The 19,101-nt window shown below is 71.7% G+C and carries 18 protein-coding genes; 11 read left to right on the top strand and 7 right to left on the bottom strand.

Annotated features, from left to right (window positions below; translation table 11 throughout):
• Positions 1-12: 12 nt before the first annotated feature.
• The 3 genes from tyrS to AC3IYI_RS08750 all read right to left on the bottom strand — a co-directional run bounded on the left by tyrS (position 13) and on the right by AC3IYI_RS08750 (position 4,360).
• Positions 13-1,278 carry a tyrosine--tRNA ligase gene (gene tyrS, locus AC3IYI_RS08760; RefSeq protein ID WP_489409635.1) on the bottom strand — a complete coding sequence of 422 codons (1,266 nt, stop codon included), beginning with the start codon at positions 1,276-1,278 and terminating at the stop codon, positions 13-15.
• 122 nt (positions 1,279-1,400) lie between these two features.
• Positions 1,401-2,801 carry a metallopeptidase TldD-related protein gene (locus tag AC3IYI_RS08755; RefSeq protein ID WP_489409634.1) on the bottom strand — a complete coding sequence of 467 codons (1,401 nt, stop codon included), beginning with the start codon at positions 2,799-2,801 and terminating at the stop codon, positions 1,401-1,403.
• Positions 2,798-4,360, bottom strand: coding sequence for a TldD/PmbA family protein (locus AC3IYI_RS08750; protein WP_489409633.1), 1,563 nt, complete (start codon positions 4,358-4,360; stop codon positions 2,798-2,800). The genes AC3IYI_RS08755 and AC3IYI_RS08750 overlap by 4 nt, the downstream gene beginning before the upstream one ends.
• A gap of 146 nt (positions 4,361-4,506) precedes the next feature.
• Here AC3IYI_RS08750 and fabG point away from each other — a divergent pair, with 146 nt between their 5' ends.
• From fabG to AC3IYI_RS08735, 3 genes are all read left to right on the top strand, one after another.
• Positions 4,507-5,226 carry a 3-oxoacyl-[acyl-carrier-protein] reductase gene (fabG, locus tag AC3IYI_RS08745; RefSeq protein WP_243338548.1) on the top strand — a complete coding sequence of 240 codons (720 nt, stop codon included), beginning with the start codon at positions 4,507-4,509 and terminating at the stop codon, positions 5,224-5,226.
• 5 nt (positions 5,227-5,231) lie between these two features.
• A complete protein-coding gene (fabI, locus tag AC3IYI_RS08740; protein ID WP_489409632.1) occupies positions 5,232-6,005 on the top strand; it encodes an enoyl-ACP reductase FabI in 774 nt (257 codons plus the stop codon).
• 224 nt (positions 6,006-6,229) lie between these two features.
• The gene (locus AC3IYI_RS08735; protein ID WP_489409631.1) at positions 6,230-6,664 is read left to right on the top strand and encodes a hypothetical protein; all 435 of its coding nucleotides are present in this window, start codon (positions 6,230-6,232) and stop codon (positions 6,662-6,664) included.
• Here AC3IYI_RS08735 and AC3IYI_RS08730 read toward each other — a convergent pair.
• A complete protein-coding gene (locus AC3IYI_RS08730) occupies positions 6,645-7,349 on the bottom strand; it encodes a FadR/GntR family transcriptional regulator (protein WP_489409630.1) in 705 nt (234 codons plus the stop codon). The two genes, AC3IYI_RS08735 and AC3IYI_RS08730, sit on opposite strands and share 20 nt — an antisense overlap.
• Before the next feature lie 99 nt (positions 7,350-7,448).
• Here AC3IYI_RS08730 and AC3IYI_RS08725 point away from each other — a divergent pair, with 99 nt between their 5' ends.
• The 4 genes from AC3IYI_RS08725 (at position 7,449) to AC3IYI_RS08710 (ending at position 9,880) form a co-directional block, all read left to right on the top strand.
• Positions 7,449-8,750: a CynX/NimT family MFS transporter gene (locus AC3IYI_RS08725; RefSeq protein WP_489409629.1), complete on the top strand. Its 1,302-nt coding sequence runs from the start codon at positions 7,449-7,451 to the stop codon at positions 8,748-8,750.
• Between the two features lie 5 nt (positions 8,751-8,755).
• Positions 8,756-8,875, top strand: coding sequence for an SGM_5486 family transporter-associated protein (locus AC3IYI_RS08720; protein WP_266876817.1), 120 nt, complete (start codon positions 8,756-8,758; stop codon positions 8,873-8,875).
• A gap of 139 nt (positions 8,876-9,014) precedes the next feature.
• On the top strand, positions 9,015-9,230 hold the full coding sequence (locus AC3IYI_RS08715; RefSeq protein ID WP_489409628.1) for a hypothetical protein: 216 nt from the start codon (positions 9,015-9,017) through the stop codon (positions 9,228-9,230).
• A 131-nt stretch (positions 9,231-9,361) separates the two neighbouring features.
• A complete protein-coding gene (locus AC3IYI_RS08710; protein WP_489409627.1) occupies positions 9,362-9,880 on the top strand; it encodes a SixA phosphatase family protein in 519 nt (172 codons plus the stop codon).
• A 103-nt stretch (positions 9,881-9,983) separates the two neighbouring features.
• Here AC3IYI_RS08710 and serB read toward each other — a convergent pair whose 3' ends face one another.
• The gene (gene serB / locus AC3IYI_RS08705; protein ID WP_489409626.1) at positions 9,984-11,183 is read right to left on the bottom strand and encodes a phosphoserine phosphatase SerB; all 1,200 of its coding nucleotides are present in this window, start codon (positions 11,181-11,183) and stop codon (positions 9,984-9,986) included.
• Between the two features lie 453 nt (positions 11,184-11,636).
• On the opposite strand from serB, the gene AC3IYI_RS08700 reads away from it, so the two are divergent.
• A complete protein-coding gene (locus AC3IYI_RS08700) occupies positions 11,637-14,204 on the top strand; it encodes an ABC transporter ATP-binding protein/permease (RefSeq protein WP_489409625.1) in 2,568 nt (855 codons plus the stop codon).
• Between the two features lie 119 nt (positions 14,205-14,323).
• Here the strand turns inward: AC3IYI_RS08700 and AC3IYI_RS08695 are convergent, their stop codons facing one another.
• Complete coding sequence (locus AC3IYI_RS08695) at positions 14,324-15,025, bottom strand: transglycosylase SLT domain-containing protein (RefSeq protein ID WP_489409624.1); 702 nt, start codon at positions 15,023-15,025, stop codon at positions 14,324-14,326.
• A gap of 586 nt (positions 15,026-15,611) precedes the next feature.
• Between AC3IYI_RS08695 and AC3IYI_RS08690 the strand changes: the two genes are divergently transcribed.
• The 3 genes from AC3IYI_RS08690 to AC3IYI_RS08680 all read left to right on the top strand — a co-directional run bounded on the left by AC3IYI_RS08690 (position 15,612) and on the right by AC3IYI_RS08680 (position 17,801).
• A complete protein-coding gene (locus tag AC3IYI_RS08690; RefSeq protein WP_489409623.1) occupies positions 15,612-16,775 on the top strand; it encodes a GAF domain-containing sensor histidine kinase in 1,164 nt (387 codons plus the stop codon).
• Positions 16,768-17,427, top strand: a complete 660-nt coding sequence (locus AC3IYI_RS08685) for a response regulator (protein ID WP_489409622.1) — start codon at positions 16,768-16,770, stop codon at positions 17,425-17,427. The genes AC3IYI_RS08690 and AC3IYI_RS08685 overlap by 8 nt, the downstream gene beginning before the upstream one ends.
• Positions 17,428-17,555: 128 nt before the next feature.
• Positions 17,556-17,801 (top strand): chaplin, encoded by a 246-nt coding sequence (locus AC3IYI_RS08680; protein WP_243338617.1) that lies wholly within the window; start codon positions 17,556-17,558, stop codon positions 17,799-17,801.
• Between the two features lie 382 nt (positions 17,802-18,183).
• Here the strand turns inward: AC3IYI_RS08680 and AC3IYI_RS08675 are convergent, their stop codons facing one another.
• Positions 18,184-18,963, bottom strand: coding sequence for a hypothetical protein (locus tag AC3IYI_RS08675; RefSeq protein ID WP_489409621.1), 780 nt, complete (start codon positions 18,961-18,963; stop codon positions 18,184-18,186).
• Between the last annotated feature and the right edge of the window lie 138 nt (positions 18,964-19,101).

The raw sequence follows: 19,101 nt of genomic DNA, 5'->3' as shown, positions 1-19,101 counted from the left end.
CGAGGCGACGGCCTAGCCGGTGACCTCGACCGCCGCCAGGTTCTTCTTGCCGCGGCGCAGCACCAGCCAGCGCCCGTGCAGCAGGTCCTCCTTGGCGGGGACCGCGTCCTCGGAGGCGACCTTCACGTTGTTCACGTAGGCGCCGCCCTCCTTCACGGTCCGGCGCGCGGCCGACTTGCTGGCCACCAGCCCGGTCTCCGCCAGCAGGTCTACGACCAGGCCCGGCTCCGCCACCTTCGCGTGCGGCAGCTCGGACAGGGCCGCGGCCAGCGTGGCCTCGTCCAGGTCCGCCAGCTCGCCCTGGCCGAACAGCGCCTTGGACGCCGCGATCACGGCGGCGCACTGGTCGGCGCCGTGCACCAGCGTGGTCAGCTCCTGCGCCAGCGCCCGCTGGGCGGCACGCGCCTGCGGCCGCTCGGCGGTCTGCGCCTCCAGCGCTTCCAGCTCCTCACGGGTCTGGAAGGACAGGATGCGCATGTAGGTGGAGACGTCCCGGTCGTCCACGTTCAGCCAGAACTGGTAGAACGCGTACGGGGTGGTCATCTCCGGGTCGAGCCAGACGGCGCCGCTCTCGGACTTGCCGAACTTGGTGCCGTCGGCCTTGACCATCAGCGGGGTCGCGATGGCGTGGACGTGCGCGTCCGGCTCCACCCGGTGGATCAGGTCGAGACCGGCCGTCAGGTTGCCCCACTGGTCGGACCCGCCCTGCTGGAGCACGCAGCCGTGCCGGCGGTACAGCTCCAGGAAGTCCATGCCCTGGAGCAGCTGGTAGCTGAACTCCGTGTAGCTGATGCCCTGGTCGGACTCCAGCCGCTTGGCGACCGAGTCCTTCGTCAGCATCTTGTTGACGCGGAAGTGCTTGCCGATGTCCCGGAGGAACTCGATGGCGGACATGCCCGCCGTCCAGTCCAGGTTGTTGACCATGACCGCCGCGTTCTCGCCCTCGAAGGACAGGAACGGCTCGATCTGGGTGCGCAGGCGCGTCACCCAGTTCGCGACGGTCTCCGGGTCGTTCAGGGTGCGCTCGGCGGTCGGCCGCGGGTCGCCGATCTGACCCGTGGCCCCGCCGACCAGCGCCAGCGGACGGTGGCCCGCCTGCTGGAGCCGGCGCACGGTGAGGACCTGCACCAGGTGACCCACGTGCAGCGAGGCCGCCGTCGGGTCGAAGCCGCAATAGAACGTGACGGGACCGTCCGCGAACGCCTTGCGCAGCGCTTCTTCGTCGGTGGACTGGGCGAAGAGCCCGCGCCACTTCAGTTCGTCGACGATGTCCGTCACGGTTCTGGGTCTCCTTGGACGAGGTGGAACAGAGAGCTGGGGGATTCCCCGCCAGTCTAGGCGGGGAAGGCCCGCACCTCTGACGCTTTGTTGATCAGACGCCGCTGATCAGACGCCGTCGATCAGACGCCCTTGCTGACCGAGCTCATGTTGAAGTCCGGGATGCGCAGCGCCGGCATCGCGGTCCTGGTGAACCAGTCGTTCCATTCGCGCGGCAGGGTCTTCTCGGTCCGGCCGGCCTCCGAGGCCCGCGACAGCAGGTCCACGGGGGACTCGTTGAACCGGAAGTTGTTGACCTCGCCGACGACCTGGCCGTCCTCCACCAGGTAGACGCCGTCCCGGGTCAGCCCGGTGAGCAGCAGTGTCGCCGGGTCCACCTCGCGGATGTACCAGAGGCAGGTCAGCAGCAGTCCGCGCTCGGTGGCGGCGACCATCTCCTCCAGGGACTTCTCGCCGCCCGCGTCCAGGATCAGGTTCCCGAACGAGGGGGAGACCGGCAGGCCGGTCAGCTCGGCGGTGTGCCGGGTCGTGGTCAGCCGGGCCAGCTCGCCGTCCTTGATCCACTCGGTCGCCGGGACCGGCAGGCCGTTGTCGAAGACGGAGGCGTCGTCGCCGGAGCTGTGCGCGATCACGAACGGCGCGGACTCCAGGCCCGGTGCGTTCGGGTCGCTGCGCAGGTTCAGCGGCAGCGGGGAGAGCCGCTCGCCGAGCCGGGTGCCGCCGCCGGGCTTGGAGAAGACGGTCCGGCCCTCCACCGCGTCCCGGGCCGCCGCCGACCACATCTGGTAGATCACCAGGTCGGCCACCGCCGTGGGGGGCAGCAGCGTCTCGTACCGCCCGGCCGGAAGGTCGATCTTCCGCTCCGCCCAGCCGAGCCGGACGGCCAGCTCCGCGTCCAGGGCGGTCGGGTCCACGTCCTTGAAGTCCCGGGTCGCGCGGCCGGCCCAGGCCGAGCGCTGGCGGTCCGGGGACTTGGCGTTGACCTCCAGGGTGCCCTTGGGCTGGTCGTGGCGCAGGCGCAGCCCCGTAGAGGTGCCCACGTACGTGGAGACCAGCTCGTGGTTGGCGAAGCCGTACAGCTCGCGCCCGCCCGCGCGGGCCCGGGCGAAGGCCTCGCCGAGGGCCGGGGCGAAGTCCGCGAACACCGCCGAGGTGGTCTCGGCCGGGGCGTCGGCGAAGTCCGGCGAGGACGGGGTGCCGGTGACCAGCGGCCGCGCGTCCTCCGCCGGTCCTGCGCCGCGGGCGGCCGCCTCGGCGGCCCGGACCAGCGGCTCCAGCTCCGCGGCCGTGACGGCGGAGCGCGAGACGACCCCCGAGGCCGTGCCCTCCTTGCCGTCGACGGTGGCGATGACCGTGAGGGTCCGGCCGCGGGTGACCCCGTTGGTGGTCAGGGCGTTGCCCGCCCAGCGCAGGTTCGCGCTCGACTCCTCGTCGGCGATGACGACGCAGCCGTCGGCGGTGGACAGCTCCAGCGCCCGCTCGACGATCTCGTGGGGCTTGGTGGTGCGACTCGACGAGGTCATCGTCCGGCCTCCTGCGTGGTGTTCAAGATGTTCACGTCGCGGAACAGCGCGGACGGGCAGCCGTGCGAGACCGCGGCGACCTGGCCCGGCTGGGCCTTGCCGCAGTTGAAGGCGCCGCCCAGGACGTAGGTCTGCGGGCCGCCGACCTTCTCCATCGAGCCCCAGAACTCCGTGGTCGTGGCCTGGTAGGCGACGTCGCGGAGCTGTCCGGCGAGCTGTCCGTTCTCGATGCGGAAGAAGCGCTGCCCGGTGAACTGGAAGTTGTAGCGCTGCATGTCGATGGACCAGGAGCGGTCGCCGACCACGTAGATCCCGCGTTCCACCCCGCCGATCAGGTCCTCGGTGGAGAGCCCGCCCGGATCCGGCTGGAGCGAGACGTTGGCCATGCGCTGGACGGGCACGTGCCCGGGGGAGTCGGCGTAGGCGCAGCCGTTGGAGCGGCCGAGGCCGGTCAGCTTCGCGATCCGCCGGTCCGTCTGGTAGCCGGCCAGGGTGCCGTCCTTGACCAGGTCCCAGCTCTGGGCCTCGACGCCCTCGTCGTCGTACCCGATGGTGGCCAGCCCGTGCTCGGCCGTCCGGTCGCCCGTCACGTTCATGACCGGGGAGCCGTAGGCGAGCTTGCCGAGCTGGTCGAAGGTGGCGAAGGAAGTCCCGGCGTACGCGGCCTCGTAGCCCAGCGCCCGGTCCAGCTCGGTGGCGTGGCCGATGGACTCGTGGATGGTGAGCCACAGGTTGGAGGGGTCCACGACCAGGTCGTAGCGTCCGGCCTCGACGCTCGGCGCCCGCATCTTGTCGGCGAGCAGCCCGGGGATCGCCTCCAGCTCGGCGTTCCAGTCCCAGCCGGTGCCGGTCAGGTACTCCCAGCCGCGCCCGGCCGGCGGGGCGATGGTGCGCATCGAGTCGAACTCGCCGGTGGCGCCGTTCACGGCGACGGCGGTGAGCTGCGGGTGGATCCGCACCCGCTGCTGGGTGGTGGAGGTGCCCGCGGTGTCGGCGTAGAACTTGTTCTCGTGGACCGCGAGCAGCGAGGCGTCCACGTGGGCCACCCCGTCGGCCGCCAGGAGGCGCGCGCTGAAGTCGGCGAGCAGCGCGGCCTTCTCGGTGTCCGGCACCTCGAAGGGGTTCACGTCGTAGGCGGAGATCCAGGTCTTGTCGGCGTGGACCGGCTCGTCGGCGAGCTCGACCCGCTCGTCCGATCCGGCCGCCCTGATGATCTGGGCGGACAGCTTCGCCATGGCCACGGCCTGCGAGGCCACCTTGGCGGCGGCGTCCATGGTCAGGTCCACACCGGAGGCGAAGCCCCAGCTGCCTCCGTGCACCACGCGGACCGCGTAGCCGAGGTCGGTGGTGTCGGACCCGCCGGAGGGCTTGGCGTCACGCAGCCGCCAGGAGGCGCTGCGGATCCGTTCCAGTCGGAAATCGGCATGATCGGCGCCCAGCGCGCGGGCCCGCGCGAGCGCCGCGTCGGCGAGCGCCCGCAAGGGCAGCGCGGTGAAGGCCGCGTCGATGGAATGGGGCACGGAGGTCCTCCCGGGGGTCTGGGCAGCTGGCACGATCATGTCGCGTCGCGGCTCGCCGTGCCTACATCTTTCTGTAGGGACTCGACAGAGCCCGCACCGAGGCCCTGTCGGAGCCGGATTCTCCGGATGGGGTAGTTGACCTATAGGTTTTTGGTATTCAGACCGCTAGTCGAAAGGGTGATCCGTTGAGCCGCTCGGTTCTCGTCACCGGAGGTAACCGGGGCATCGGCCTCGCCATCGCCCGAGCTTTCGCGGAAGCGGGGGACAAGGTCGCGATCACGTTCCGGTCGGGCGAGCCCCCGGCTGAGCTCACGGCCCTGGGCGTGCTGGCGGTCCGCTGCGACATCACCGACTCCGACCAGGTCGACCTGGCGTACAAGCAGGTCGAAGACGCCCACGGCGCGGTCGAGGTCCTCGTGGCCAATGCGGGCATCACCAAGGACACGCTGCTGATGCGCATGTCCGAGGACGATTTCGCCTCGGTCGTCGACACCAACCTCACCGGCACCTTCCGGGTCGTCAAGCGCGCGAACCGCGGCATGCTCCGTGCCAAGAAGGGCCGCGTCGTCCTGATCTCCTCGGTCGTCGGCCTGCTCGGTTCGGCCGGCCAGGCCAACTACGCCGCCTCCAAGGCGGCGCTGGTCGGCTTCGCCCGCTCGCTCGCCCGTGAGCTGGGCTCCCGCAACATCACCTTCAACGTCGTCGCCCCGGGCTTCGTGGACACCGACATGACGAAGGTGCTCACGGACGAGCAGCGGGCCGGCATCGTCGGCCAGGTGCCCCTGGGCCGCTACGCGCAGCCCGAGGAGATCGCGGCCGCGGTCAGCTTCCTGGCGTCCGACAACGCCGCGTACATCACTGGTGCCGTCATTCCCGTTGACGGCGGATTGGGCATGGGTCACTGATCACCATGAGCGGAATTCTCGACGGCAAGCGCCTCCTCGTCTCCGGGGTGCTGATGGAGTCCTCCATCGCCTTCCACGTCGCCAAGCTGGCCCAGGAGCAGGGCGCCGAGGTCATCCTCACCGCCTTCCCGCGGCCGACGCTGACCGAGCGCATCGCCCGCAAGCTGCCCAAGCCCGTCAAGGTGATCGAGCTCGACGTCACGAACGACGAGCACCTGGCGCGCGTGGAGGAGCTCGTCCGCGCGGAGCTCGGCGGCCTCGACGGCGTCGTCCACTCCATCGGCTTCGCGCCGCAGGACGCGCTCGGCGGCAACTTCCTGAACACCCCGTTCGAGTCGGTCGCCACCGCCATGCACGTCTCGGCGTTCTCGCTGAAGTCGCTGACCATGGCCTGCAAGCCGCTCTTCCCGGAGAACGAGGGTGCCTCGGTCGTCGGCCTCACCTTCGACGCGCAGTTCGCGTGGCCGCAGTACGACTGGATGGGCCCGGCCAAGGCCGCGCTGGAGGCCACCAGCCGCTACCTCGCCCGTGACCTGGGCAAGGAGAAGATCCGCTGCAACCTGATCTCCGCCGGTCCGCTCGGCTCGATGGCCGCGAAGTCCATCCCGGGCTTCTCCGACCTGGCGGACGTCTGGAACCACCGCTCCCCGATGGAGTGGGACATGTCGAACCCGGAGCCCGCCGCCAAGGGCGTCGTCGCCCTGCTGTCGGACTGGTTCCCCAGCACCACCGGCGAGATCATCCACGTCGACGGCGGCCTGCACGCGATGGGTGCCTGACCTCACCGGCCCCGACCCCGTTCCATCCGTACGGCGGCGGCCGCGTCTTCCCTTCCGGGAGGCGCGGCCGCCGCCGTTTCGGTGCGCGCCGTGAGGACCGTACGGGGCGGCTCGATCAGATGTCCGCCCTCGGGCCGGATCTTCCCGAGTCGAAAATCGGGACATTTGCCTGCAAACTGGGCCCGTCGGGATCTTCCCGGCTCCTGCGGGGAGGAGGTACGGGAGTGCGCGCGAGGCGGAGCCGAGCGGTATCCCTGCTGATCACCTCCGTGATCCTGACCGGATTCCTGCTCCCGGGGGCCGTCGCGCAGGACGAGGAGGGGCCCGCCCCGGCACCCGGTACGGACGTCCAGGCCCCGGCCGTGGTCGACCTGGCCCAGATCCCCGCCGAACCGCCCCTGCAGCCCGCGCGGCCCGCCGCCCGGGAGCTCTTCGGGGCCGACTGCGACACCGAGATCAACGGCTCGCAGGTGGTGGCCTTCTGCCACAACAGCTACCCGCAGACCGACCTGGTCCGCCTGCACGTGGAGTGCGACCGCTGGTGGGACGTGGACGGGGACGGCGCCGCCGTGGCCGTCGGCCCGGCCGGCCGGGTGGAGCTCTCCGGCCGCTGCTGGAAGGAAGTCCGCTCCGCCTGGGTCAGCCACCAGCGGCAGTGAACCCCGCGGAGCGCCCTTCCTCGGCCAGGCAGACGAACGGATAGCCGGCCGCCTCCGAGGCCGCCGCGTCCCCGTCCCCGCGCCGGATCGCCTCGATCAGCCGGGCGTGGTCCAGGTGTGAGGCGGGATCGAGCTCCGTGCCCACGTCGGTGCGCAGCCAGTCGGCCACCAGATCGCCGAGGTCCGCGTACAGCTCGATGAGCACGTCGTTGTGCGAGGCCGCCACCACCGCCATGTGCAGGGCCACGTCCGCCGCGACGAACGGCTCCGCGTCCCCGGCCGACCACGCCTCCTCGCGCCGCGCCAGCAGCGCGTCCAGCTGTACGAGGTCCCGCGCCGTGCGCCGCTCCGCCGCGAGGCGGGCAGCCGAGGACTCCAGCGTCGAGCGCAGCTCCGCGATGTGCCGCGGGTCGGCGCCGGCGAAGCGGCGGTGCATGACCCCGGCCAGCTCGCTGGTGGCGATGACGTAGGTCCCCGAGCCCTGGCGGATGTCGAGGAGGCCGTTGTGCGCGAGGGCCCGGACGGCCTCCCGCACGGTGTTGCGGGCGACGCCCATCAGCTCCACGAGCTCCGGCTCGGTGGGGATGCGGGCGCCCACGGGCCATTCGCCGGTGGTGATCTGGTTCCTGAGCTGGGCGATCACCTGGTCGACGAGCGCGGATCGCCGGGGCGAGGTCAGCGGCATGCGGTCGGGGTTCCTCTCGGGGCGGGCGCGATGGGGGTGACGCGAACGATACGGCTGCGGGGTGGACAACCAATCATCCCATGATTCTATGATGCTGGAATGTCCGACGACGAAGTCCAGATCCTGAACCGGCCCCGGGCCGCGAGCACGGCATCCCCGCAACCCCTTCCCGCCCCCGCCGCCACCCCGCAGCCGGCGTGGCTCGGACCCGTGCTCCTCGTCGGCATCGTGCTGGCCGCCCTCAACCTGCGGCCCGCCATCACCAGCCTCGGCGCCCTGTTCGAGGAGACCCGCGAGGGCCTCGGCATGAGCGGGACCGTCGCCGGACTCATCACCTCCGTACCCGCCCTCTGCTTCGCCGTCTTCGGCGTCACCGCGCCCCGGCTCTCCCGCCGCTTCGGCCCGGCCGCGGTCGTCTGCGCCGGCATGGCCGCCGTTGCCGCGGGCCTGGTGATCCGGCCCTTCGCCACCAACGCCGCCGGGTTCCTCGCGGCCAGCGCCCTGACCCTGGCGGGCATAGCCCTGACCAACGTGCTGCTGCCGGTGATCGTCAAGCGCTGGTTCCCCGACCGGGTCGGCACGATGACGGGGCTCTACTCCATGGCCCTGGCCGCGGGCACCTCACTGGCCGCGGCGGCGACGGTCCCGATGACCCGGGCCCTCGGGGGCAGCTGGCGCACCGGCCTGCTGATCTGGGCCTTCCTCGCCGTGGCGGCCGTGCTGCCCTGGCTGGCCATCGCGGCGGCGGCCCGCAAGGAGAGGGCCGCGGCCGCGGCCGGGGCGGCACCGGCCACCACCCCCGACGCAGGGCCCAGCGTCGTGCGCAGCCGCACCGCGTGGGCCCTCGCCTGCTACTTCGGACTCCAGGCCACGGGCGCGTACATCACCATGGGCTGGCTCCCGCAGATCTTCCGCGACGCCGGGGTCTCCGCCTCCACCGCGGGGGTCCTGCTCGCCGTCACCATGGTCATGGGCGTCCCGCTCGCCTTCATCATCCCCGGCCTGGCGGGCCGGATGAAGAACCAGGGCCCCATCGCGGTGGTCCTCGGCCTCTTCGGCCTCGCCGGCTACCTCGGCCTCTCCTTCGCCCCCGCCGCCGGGGCCTGGGTCTGGGTCCTGATGCTCGGCGTCTCCAACTGCGCCTTCCCGCTCGTCATCACGTTGATCGGACTGCGCGCCAAGTCCCCGGCGGGCGTGGTCAAGCTCTCCGCCTTCGCCCAGAGCACCGGGTACCTCATCTCCATCCCCGGACCGCTCGTCGTCGGGGTCCTCTATCAGCACAGCGGCGGCTGGGACCTGCCCCTCGCTCTGATGGCCGCTCTGCTCGTTCCGCAGATCGTGCTCGGCGTGCTGGCGGGCCGGGACCGCACGATCGAGGACGAATGCGGCATGCGAGACTGATCGGCATGTCGCCCGTACTTGAACCGAACCCCCAGAACGGCCACCGGAAGCTCGGCCTCGTGCTGGGCGCGATGCTGCTGGTGACCGTGGTCATCGCCGTCGTCGCGACCCTCGCCTCGCCGTAAGGGGTGGGGTTAACCCCCCACCCCCTAGGGGGTCAGGCTCAGGGACATCTGGGGTGCGTCCCGGATGGGAACCGCCTGCTCGAATCCTTAGATTCGAAGAGCAAGAGCGAGCCCGTCCGACCACCCCACGGAGGCGGCCATGTCGGCCCCCACACACCTGGCCCCCGGCCGCCCGTCCGCTCCCCGCGCCGCCGGGGCCGACGCCCGGCTGCCGTGGTGGGCGCTCGCCCTGCCCGCCCTCGCCTTCGGTCTCCTGCTCATACTCCTCGCCGGATCCGGCCAGGCCCACGCCGCCTCGGGCGACGGCTCCACCCTCGTCCACGTCACCGAACGGCTGCTGAGCGCCGTCGGCTGACGAAGCGCCAGCCACCAGGAGCCCACCCGCGCCGCCGTGCGCCCGGGCGCGCCCCACACCCCCACACCTGGGGGTGATGACGGCCCCAACAGCCTGCGCCCCGTGGCTCGATTCATGCGAAGCTGGGAGCCATGAGCGCCGACACACCCCGCAGGATCGTCCTCCTCCGGCACGCCAAGGCCGAATGGTCGGACGGCACGGACCACGACCGCCCCCTGGCGGAGCGCGGCCGGCACGACGCCCCGGCCGCGGGCCAGAAACTGGCCCAGACCGGCATCACCTTCGACCTGGCCCTCTGCTCCAGCGCGGCCCGGACCAGGGAGACCTGGAAGCTGGCCGTCCAGGAGCTGCCGCACCGGCCGAAGACCACGTACGAGGAACGGCTCTACGAGGCCTCGCTGGGCGAGCTCATCGCCCTGGTCAACGAGACCTCCGACGAAGTGAAGAACCTCCTGGTCATCGGCCACAACCCCGGCATGCACGCCCTGGCCGACGCCCTCGCGGGCAGCGCGCAGGGCGACGTGCTCACCCGGATGAACCGCAGCGGCTTCCCGACCTCCGGGATCGCCGTCGTCTCCTTCACCGGCCCGTGGAAGTCCGTGGAGCACGGCGTGGGCAGCCTGCTGGACTTCTGGACCCCGCACAGCTGACGCGCACACCCCGACGACTACGCCGACGGAGCGGGCCCCGACACTTCCATCGTGCCGGGGCCCGCTCCGTCGTCGTAGGGGCGTCGTGGTGCAGACGGGTCCGTCAGGCCAGGTCGGCGGCCTCGACCTCTTCGCGGGTGATTCCGAGCAGGTACAGCACGGCGTCCAGGAAGGGCACGTTCACGGCGGTGTGCGCGGCCTGGCGGACGACCGGCTTGGCGCAGAAGGCCACGCCCAGCCCGGCCGCGTTCAGCATGTCCAGGTCGTTGGCGCCGTCACCGATGGCCACGGTCTGGGCCAGCGGTACGCCGGCCTCCGCGGCGAAGCGGCGCAGCAGCCGGGCCTTGCCCGCCCGGTCCACGATCTCGCCGGTGACCTTGCCCGTCAGCTTGCCGTCGACGATCTCCAGGGTGTTGGCGGAGGCGAAGTCCAGCCCGAGCCGCTCCCGCAGATCGTCCGTCACCTGCGTGAACCCGCCGGAGACCACGCCCACCTGGTACCCGAGCCGCTTGAGGGTGCGGATCAGGGTCCGGGCGCCCGGGGTGAGGCGCACCTCGGAGCGGACCTTGTCCACCACGGAGGCGTCCAGCCCGGCCAGCAGCGCGACCCGGGCGTGCAGCGACTGCTCGAAGTCCAGTTCCCCGCGCATGGCCCGCTCGGTCACCTCGGCGACCTCGGCCTCACAGCCGGCGTGCGCGGCGAAGAGCTCGATGACCTCGTCCTGGATCAGGGTCGAGTCCACGTCCATGACGACGAGGCGCTGGGCCCGCCGGTGCAGCCCGGCCGAGACCACGGCCACGTCGACGCCGATCTGGGCGGCGGCGGTGGCCAGCGCGGTGCGCAGGGGCTCGGTCGGGGTGCCGGAGACGGCGAACTCCACGGCCGTCACCGGATACTTCGCCAGCCGGAAGATGCGGTCGATGTTGCCGCCGGTCGCGGTGATCCGCGCGGCGATGGCAGCCGTGGACTCGGCGGTGAGCGGATGCCCGAGCACGGTGACGTGCGAACGGCCACTGCCGCGCGGCCGGTTGTCACCGGTGCCGGAGAGGATCTCGGCCTGCAGCTTGAGGGACTCGGCCCAGCTGTGGACGGTGGCCCGCAGCTCGCCCTCGGTGCCGGCGGTCGGGTGGGTGACGAGGGCGCACAGGACGATGCGGCCTCGGGTGACGACCTGCTCGATGTCGACGACGTCGACGGAGTAGGCCGCGAGGGTGTCGAACAGCCCGGCGGTGATCCCGGGACGGTCCTTGCCGAAGATCTTGACGAGGAGGGTGGGGACGTCGGAGGTCTGCGAAGCGCTCATGGTGCCTTCACCGTATCTCCCCGGCCTGCGCGCACGGAGCCCCGTCCCACCTGGCGGAACCGTTTCGCTCCGTACGGACGTGCGGGGGCCATGCGGCGGACGTGTGGAGGTCGTGCGGTGGCCATGGGCGGGCCATGGAGCGGGCGCGTGGAGATCCGGCGACGGGGTGCGCCGGACGGCCGGAGGCCGCGCGCGGAACGGGGGGCGAGGGCGGGGTGCACGCCCGCCCGACGGGACGAAGCGACGCCCCGGCCCAGCCGGAGGGATGCCGGAGCGTCCCGAAACGCACCTTCCAGTCCCCTTTCGACCCCCTCGGCGGGCCCCTCCCGGACGCCGCCGAGTGGCCCGGATTCCCCTTGTGGCCCTGCGCCTGAAATAGTTCCCCCGGATGTTCGCCATCCCTAGACTCCCTGACGTCATGGGGGATTCTCGGGGGACTTAAGTGGGGCTGGAGTGCCGGAACTCGTACTGGAATTGAATGGAAGGACCTGGACGCTCGATCCGTCCAGGTCGTACTCGCTGGGGCGCGACCCCCAGGGAGACGTGGTGATCGATGACGCCCGGGTGTCGTGGCGGCACGCCACCATCGCCTGGAACGGGCGAGGTTGGGGAATCGAGGACCACGGCAGCACCAACGGCACCTACGTGCGCGGGGCGAGGGTCCAGCAGGCCGAGCTCGTACCCGGTACGCCGGTGCACCTGGGCAACGCCACCGACGGGCCGCGGCTGAATCCCGTCGCCGGCGCGGCCGCGGCCGCCCCGGCGCCGCAGCCGGCCGTGGCGCAGCAGGCGCCCGCACAGGCGTACGCGCAGCAGCCGCAGGCACAGCCTCAGCCGCAGGCACCGCAGCAGCCCTGGGAACAGCAGGTCCAGCAGGCCCCGCCGTTCCCGCAGCAGCAGGCCCAGCAGCCGCACCAGGCGCAGCCTTTCCCGCAGCAGCAGCAGCAGCACCAGCTGCAGCAGCACCAGCAGCAGCCGGGCGGCGGCGGTACCCCGGGCTACGGCGACCACCGCAGCCCGACGACGTTCCACCAGCTCGCGCTGGGCCACGTCATGCGCATCGGCCGTGCGCTGGAGAACGAGCTGGTGGTCTCCGACCTCCAGGTCTCCCGCCATCACGCGGAATTCCACTCGATGCCGGGCGGCCGCTTCGAGATCCGCGACCTCGGCAGCCACAACGGCACCTACGTCAACGGCCAGCCGCTGGCGAAGTCGGGCACCGCGCTGCTCGGCCCGAACGACATCGTCGGCGTCGGCCACTCGACCTTCCGGATCGTCGGCGACCGCCTCGAAGAGTTCGTCGACACCGGTGACGTGTCCTTCTCGGCCCGCCACCTCACGGTCACGGTCGACGGCGGCAAGCAGATCCTCAAGGACGTCACCTTCGGTGTCCCGGAGAAGTCGCTGATCGGTGTCATCGGCCCCTCCGGCTCCGGCAAGTCGACGCTCCTCAAGGCGCTGACCGGCTACCGCCCGGCCAACGAGGGCGATGTCCTCTACGACAACCGCAACCTGTACAAGCAGTTCGCGGAGCTCCGCCAGCGCATCGGCCTGGTCCCGCAGGACGACATCCTGCACAAGGAGCTGCGGGTCCGCACGGCTCTGAAGTACGCGGCCAAGCTCCGCTTCCCGGGCGACACCGCGGAGTCCGAGCGCGCCGCCCGCATCGACGAGGTGCTGCGCGAGCTCAAGCTCGACATCCACAAGGACAAGAAGATCACCGCGCTCTCGGGCGGTCAGCGCAAGCGCGTGTCCGTGGCCCTGGAGCTGCTGACCAAGCCCTCGCTGATCTTCCTGGACGAGCCCACCTCGGGCCTCGACCCGGGGATGGACCGCGATGTCATGCAGCTGCTGCGCGGCCTCGCCGACGACGGCCGCACGGTCCTCGTCGTCACGCACTCGGTCGCCGAGCTGGCCATCTGCGACAAGCTGCTGGTCATGGCCCCGGGCGGCTCGGTCGCGTACTTCGGCCCGCCGGACGAGGCGCTGAACTTCTTCGGCTACACCACCTGGGCCGACGTGTTCTCCGCCTTCGAGAGCTACCGCGACTACGACTGGGCCGGCCGCTGGAAGGGCTCGCAGCACTACCAGCTCTACGCCGCCGACATCGACGCGGTCGCCCCGCAGTCGGTGCAGCCCGCCGTGCAGCAGACCCGGCCGCCGAAGCCGCAGGGCTGGGGCTCCCAGCTCTGGACGCTGATGCGCCGCTACATGTCGGTCATCGCGTCCGACAAGGGCTTCATCGGGCTGATGCTGATCCTCCCGGCGGTCCTCGGCGTGGTCTCCGTCGTCATCCCCGCGAAGTTCGGACTCGCGCCGCCCGTGGCGCCGTCCCGCTTCAACGGCGACGCCGGCACGATCATGCTGATCCTCGCGGTCGGCATGTGCTTCTCCGGCGCGGCGAACTCGGTCCGCGAGCTGATCAAGGAACGCGTGATCTACGAGCGCGAGCGCGCGACCGGCCTGTCCCGGTCGGCGTACCTCGCGTCGAAGGTGATCGTCCTCGGGTTCATCACGGCCATTCAGGGCGTGATCATCTGCGCGATCGGCTTCTACCCGCGCGACCTGCCCGCCGAGGGCCTGCTGATGCCGCCGGCCGTGGAGATCTGCCTGTCGGTCATCGCGCTCGGCTTCACCTCCATGATGTTCGGCCTGGTGATCTCCTCGCTGGTGAAGACCGCCGAGAAGACCATGCCGCTGCTCGTCATGTTCGCGATCGTCCAGGTCGTCTTCACCGGCATCCTCTTCCAGGTCTACGACTCTCCGGGCCTGGAGCAGTTCGCCTGGCTGATGCCGTCCCGCTGGGCGATCGCCGCCGCCGGCACCACGCTGAACCTCGGCGTGCTCATGCCGCCGTGGGACGCGGAGAACCCGACCAACACCGACCCGCTCTGGGACGCCACGGCCGGCCAGTGGAGCCTGAACATCACGATCCTGCTGCTCCTCGGCGTCGCGTGCGGCTTCGCCGTGCAGCGCCTGCTGCGCCGCCACGAGCCCGAGGTCATGCGCGCGGGCAAGTAGCGGGCGAGCAAGCACCAGGGCCGCGTACGCCCGCGGACCACGCACGAACGCCTCAGGGCGGCTCCGGAACACCGGGGCCGCCCTGAGGCGCATGGGGGGACTGGGAGGACGCCAGAGGCCTAGTAGGCGCTGTTGACGTTGTCCATGGAGCCGTACCGGTCGGCCGCGTAGTTGCAGGCCGCGACGATGTTGGCGACCGGGTCGTACTGGTCGAACTTGGTGCCCTTGACGTGGTACGCCTTGAAGGTCGGGGCGATGACCTGGAGCAGGCCCTTGCTGGGGATGCCGTTCTGGGCGTTGATGTCCCAGTTGTTGATCGCCATCGGGTTGCCGCTGGACTCGCGCATGATGTTCTTGTGGATCCCGGCGTACGTGCCCGGAATGCCCTCCCTCTTCATGATGAAGAGGGCTTCCTTGATCCAGCCGTCCAGGTTGTTCGCGAAGACCGGCACGCGGTTCGCGGAACGGCTGGCGGCCGCCTTCTGCTCGCGGTCCTTCTTCGCGTCCGCCGCGGCCTTGGCCTTGGCGGCCGCGTCCTTGGCGTCCTTCGCGACCTTGGCGTCCTTCGCGACCTTGGCCTGCTGGTCCGCGACGACCTGCTGAACGGTGAGGTGCTGCTGCACGGCCTGCGTCTGCGCGCCGTCGACGACCTTCGACCAGGCGACGGGCGCCGTGGCGACGGCCGTCTGCGTCTCGCCGGCACCGGCCGGGACGAGGGAGAAGGCGAGGGCGGCAGCGCCCAGGGTGGCTACACCGGCGACGGAAAGCTTGTAGGCCTTCGTCAGACGACGACTGTGGCCGGGAGTGTTGGTCTCGGACATGCGTAGCAACCTCTTCGAATAGCGGGGGCCGCAGGAAAGCGCCTGCCGGATCCGGGATCCGCGGCGCTGTGCGGCGAGAGCAATTCTTAGCGGTGGCAAAATCCTGTGGCAAAGGTGTGACGTACGATCCCGCTTAGTGGATCAGGGGCCGGGGCCGAGCCCGAAATTCGGGGCTCAGCGCCCGCGAGCCAGCGTTAACAGCGCCCTTATCCGTCCACTAGGGAGCTTCGTAAGTGATGTGCGTCCTATGTGCGGGCTCACATCGGCCAGGTATCAATCTCACCAACCGTTGCGGCAGCAATCCACTCAGTGACCGTTCTCATCCTTGAGTAGCAGGAGAACGTCCCCGTAGTCATGCCAAAGGCACAGCTTCGCTACGGCCGAGCGGTACCCGCGCGGTACGCCCTCCCCTGCGCGGCGGGAGCCCGGGCCGCAAGACCCGGCGGAATGTCCCTTATATACAGTCCTTTCTTCCGTACCCCCCGAGCACCCTCCAGCCCCCGGCCCGAGACCTACGCCGCACCTGCGCGAGGCCTACGCCCCCGGCCCGATCCGCCTGCCCCGCCGCCGCGAGTACCGTGAGGCCATGCCCACCGGACCCCGAAGCCCCCGCGGCGGCGGCCTGGCCGCTGTGAGCACCGCCCTGCTCGCCATGAGCCGCCGGCTGGAGGTCCGCGACGTGCTGCGCACGATCGTCGTCTCGGCCCGCGAGCTGCTCGACGCCGAGTACGCGGCCCTGGGCGTCCCGGACGATCACGGCGGCTTCGCCCGGTTCGTCGTGGACGGCATCAGCGAGGAGCAGTGGCGGGCGATCGGCCCGCTGCCCCGCCAGCACGGCATCCTCGCCGCGATGCTCCACCAGGACGGCCCCGAGCGGCTGGCCGACGTACGCGAGGACCCCCGCTTCGAGGGCTGGCCCGCCGCCCACCCCGACATGTCCGACTTCCTCGGGCTGCCCATCCGGGACGGAGAGGAGACCCTCGGCGCCCTCTTCCTCGCGAACAAGCGGAGCGTCCCGGGTGACAAGCAGGGCTTCACCGACGAGGACGAGGAGCTCCTCTCCCTCCTCGCCCAGCACGCGGCGATCGCCCTCACCAACGCCCGCCTCTACGAGCGCAGCCGCGAGCTGACCATCGCCGAGGAGCGCTCCCGCCTGGCCCACGAGCTGCACGACGCGGTCAGCCAGAAGCTCTTCTCGCTCCGCCTGACCGCGCAGGCCGCCGCCGCCCTGGTCGACCGGGACCCGGCCCGCGCCAAGGATGAGCTCCAGCAGGTCGCCGTCCTCGCGGCCGAGGCCGCCGACGAACTGCGCGCGGCCGTCACCGAACTCCGCCCCGCCGCCCTGGACGAGGACGGCCTGGTCGCCACCCTGCGCAACCAGGTCCGTGTCCTGGACCGGGCCCACGCCGCGCACGTCACCTTCACCTGCGACGGCGTACGGGCCCTGCCCGCGGCCCAGGAGGAGGCGGTCCTGCGCGTGGCCCAGGAGGCCCTGCACAACGCCCTGCGCCACTCGGCGGGCGACCGGATCGAGGTCACCCTGACCCGCCGGGAGACCGGGGGAGCCCTTCTCCGGGTGACCGACGACGGAACCGGCTTCTCCCCTCCCACCGTCCGCCGGGCCGGCCGGCACCTCGGCCTGGTCTCCATGCGGGACCGCGCCGCCGGCGTCGGCGGCCGGCTGACCGTGCGCTCCGAGCCCGGCACCGGCACGGGCACCACGATCGAACTGGAGGTACCCGGTGGCTGACACGCCGGGCCGTAGCGGCCGCGTCAGGGTCTTGCTCGTGGACGACCACCAGGTGGTCCGGCGGGGTCTGCGCACCTTCCTGGAGGTCCAGGACGACATCGAGGTGGTCGGCGAGGCCTCCGACGGCGAGGAGGGCATCGACCGCGCCGAGGAACTGCGCCCCGACGTCATCCTGATGGACATCAAGATGCCGGGCACCGACGGCATCGAGGCACTGCGCAGGCTGCGCACGCTCGCGAACCCCGCGCGCGTGCTGATCGTCACGAGCTTCACCGAGCAGCGCACGGTGGTCCCCGCCCTGCGCGCGGGCGCGGCCGGCTACGTGTACAAGGACATCGACCCCGACGCCCTCGCCGCCGCCATCCGCTCGGTGCACGCGGGCCACGTCCTCCTCCAGCCCGAGGTCGCCGGAGCCCTGCTCACTGAGGAGGGCCCCGCCCCGTCATCCGGCCGCGGCGGCAACCTGACGGACCGCGAGCGCGAGGTGCTGCACCACATAGCGGACGGGCGTTCGAACCGGGAGATCGCCCGCGCGCTGGTCCTCTCTGAAAAGACGGTCAAAACGCACGTCTCGAACATCCTGATGAAGCTGGACGTCGCCGACCGCACGCAGGCGGCGCTGTGGGCGGTCAGACACGGCATCGCGCAGTGACGGATACGGGCAGTGATTCACACGGTCGGGTGCATGTAGCCCACATGGCGCATCCCGTTCGTCGGATGAGCGTTCTTCATGACGTGCCGCGGCGGCTGGCCGCGGCAGACGTACTGGAGGACGAGAACGTGAAGAACTTCAAGAAGGCCACTGCCGTCACCATGATCGCGGGCGGCCTCCTCGCCGCCGGCGCGGGTGTCTCGTCGGCGCACGGTGGTGCGTCGGCGGAGGGCGAGGCCCTGAACTCGCCCGGCGTGGCCGCGGGGAACCAGCTCCAGCTCCCCGTCCACATCCCCGCGAACGTGGTGGGCAACTCGGTCAACGTGATCGGCCTGCTGAACGGCGCCTGGGGCAACACGGGCGTGAACAACTAGCCCCACCCAAGCCTTCTCAAGGCGGCGCTCGCACTGCTCCGCAGGCTTCGCCCCGCTGCGCCGGCCTCCGACCGGCGGCGCAGTCGGGCCGCCGCAGCGGCCAAGCACTTCGGCCCCGCTTCCCCCCTCTCCCTGGGAAGCGGGGCCGAGCCGTTCTCCGGCGCGGCACGGGCACTCCTCCGCGGGCTCCGCCCCGCAGGGGCTGTCGGTCCCGCACCCTCGATGAGCCGGGCACGCTTGCCCGCGCAGCGTCGGCCCGGTGGCGCAGCCGTCCAAATCCAGCCTCGCCGGCGTTTGAGGGGTCCGGGGCGGCGCCCCGGAAAGCCCGGCGCAGCCGGGGACGCTCGCGGGGCGGCGCCGCACGGGTCCCCGCACCCCGCGGCTAGCGGTACCGCTCCTCAACGGCCGAGTTGTACGCCGCGACCAGCGCCCGCCGAGCGACCCGCTCCACCGGCCGCAAAGCCTCCGCCCGCGCGGCCATCTCCGACGCGGCCACCGCCGCCCCGTGCCCCCGCTCGGTCGCCAGCGACACCATCAGGTCCACCCGCTGCGCCAGCGACAGGACCCGTACCGCCCGCGCCGGATACCCCGGCGCCAGCGCGTCCCGCCCGGCCTCCGTCCGCGCCCGGTACGCGGACAGCGCCGCCTCCGCGACCGGCCCGGATCCCGCCACGTCCAGCCGGGTCAGCACCACCGTGGCCTCGATCAGCGCCTCCGCCAGTTCCCGCTCCGCCTCACTCAGCGACGGCACGTCCGCCGGCGGGGCCTCCCGTACCGGCAGGCAGTGCCAGGTCACCGACACGTGCACATCACCCGCGGGCCCGGCCTCGTGCACCTCCGGCACCAGCCCGACCGCCGCGCCCACCGCGACGACCGCCTCCTCGGCGTCCAGCGCCCTCGCGTTGAACTCCGCCGGCCCGCTCAGCCCCAGCGGATGCCCCGGCGCCGGGAGCGCGATCCGCAGCCCGGTCACCCCCAGCACCCGCAGCCGGCCCAGCGCCAGGGTGAGCCCCACCGGGCCGGATTCCCCGGGCAGTCCCTCCACCCGGTGCACGGAGTCCTCGCCCACGATCGACAACACGGCCTCGTCGGGCGAGACGAGACCGGCCAGCAGAGCGTTCCCCCAGGCGGCCAGCCGCCCGGAACGCGGTTCGAAAAGCATCCCCCTACTTTACGGACGGCCCCCCGGACCCGGGCCCGCGCCCGGAGCCCTCTCCGAGTGGCGTAGGTTTTCCCCTGGGGCTGCGCCCACGGACGGGGCGGCGCACAGACGAACCAAGACTGCAAGGGGAGACAACAC

This window comes from Streptomyces sp. GL_148, assembly GCF_057834205.1.
Note: the sequence above shows the minus strand (reverse complement) of the source record. Positions and strands in the feature narration are given on the sequence as shown.

Excerpts from the sequence above, each read along its gene's own strand:
- AC3IYI_RS08690 (WP_489409623.1), top strand. The coding sequence starts at position 15,612 with ATGCCCACCGGACCCCGAAGCCCCCGCGGCGGCGGCCTGGCCGCTGTG.
- AC3IYI_RS08730 (WP_489409630.1), bottom strand. The coding sequence starts at position 7,349 with ATGCCGCTGACCTCGCCCCGGCGATCCGCGCTCGTCGACCAGGTGATC.
- AC3IYI_RS08750 (WP_489409633.1), bottom strand. The coding sequence starts at position 4,360 with ATGATCGTGCCAGCTGCCCAGACCCCCGGGAGGACCTCCGTGCCCCAT.
- fabI (WP_489409632.1), top strand. The coding sequence starts at position 5,232 with ATGAGCGGAATTCTCGACGGCAAGCGCCTCCTCGTCTCCGGGGTGCTG.
- AC3IYI_RS08715 (WP_489409628.1), top strand. The coding sequence starts at position 9,015 with ATGTCGGCCCCCACACACCTGGCCCCCGGCCGCCCGTCCGCTCCCCGC.
- AC3IYI_RS08695 (WP_489409624.1), bottom strand. The coding sequence starts at position 15,025 with ATGTCCGAGACCAACACTCCCGGCCACAGTCGTCGTCTGACGAAGGCC.
- AC3IYI_RS08675 (WP_489409621.1), bottom strand. The coding sequence starts at position 18,963 with ATGCTTTTCGAACCGCGTTCCGGGCGGCTGGCCGCCTGGGGGAACGCT.
- AC3IYI_RS08720 (WP_266876817.1), top strand. The coding sequence starts at position 8,756 with ATGTCGCCCGTACTTGAACCGAACCCCCAGAACGGCCACCGGAAGCTC.
- AC3IYI_RS08710 (WP_489409627.1), top strand. The coding sequence starts at position 9,362 with ATGAGCGCCGACACACCCCGCAGGATCGTCCTCCTCCGGCACGCCAAG.
- serB (WP_489409626.1), bottom strand. The coding sequence starts at position 11,183 with ATGAGCGCTTCGCAGACCTCCGACGTCCCCACCCTCCTCGTCAAGATC.
- AC3IYI_RS08725 (WP_489409629.1), top strand. The coding sequence starts at position 7,449 with ATGTCCGACGACGAAGTCCAGATCCTGAACCGGCCCCGGGCCGCGAGC.
- AC3IYI_RS08755 (WP_489409634.1), bottom strand. The coding sequence starts at position 2,801 with ATGACCTCGTCGAGTCGCACCACCAAGCCCCACGAGATCGTCGAGCGG.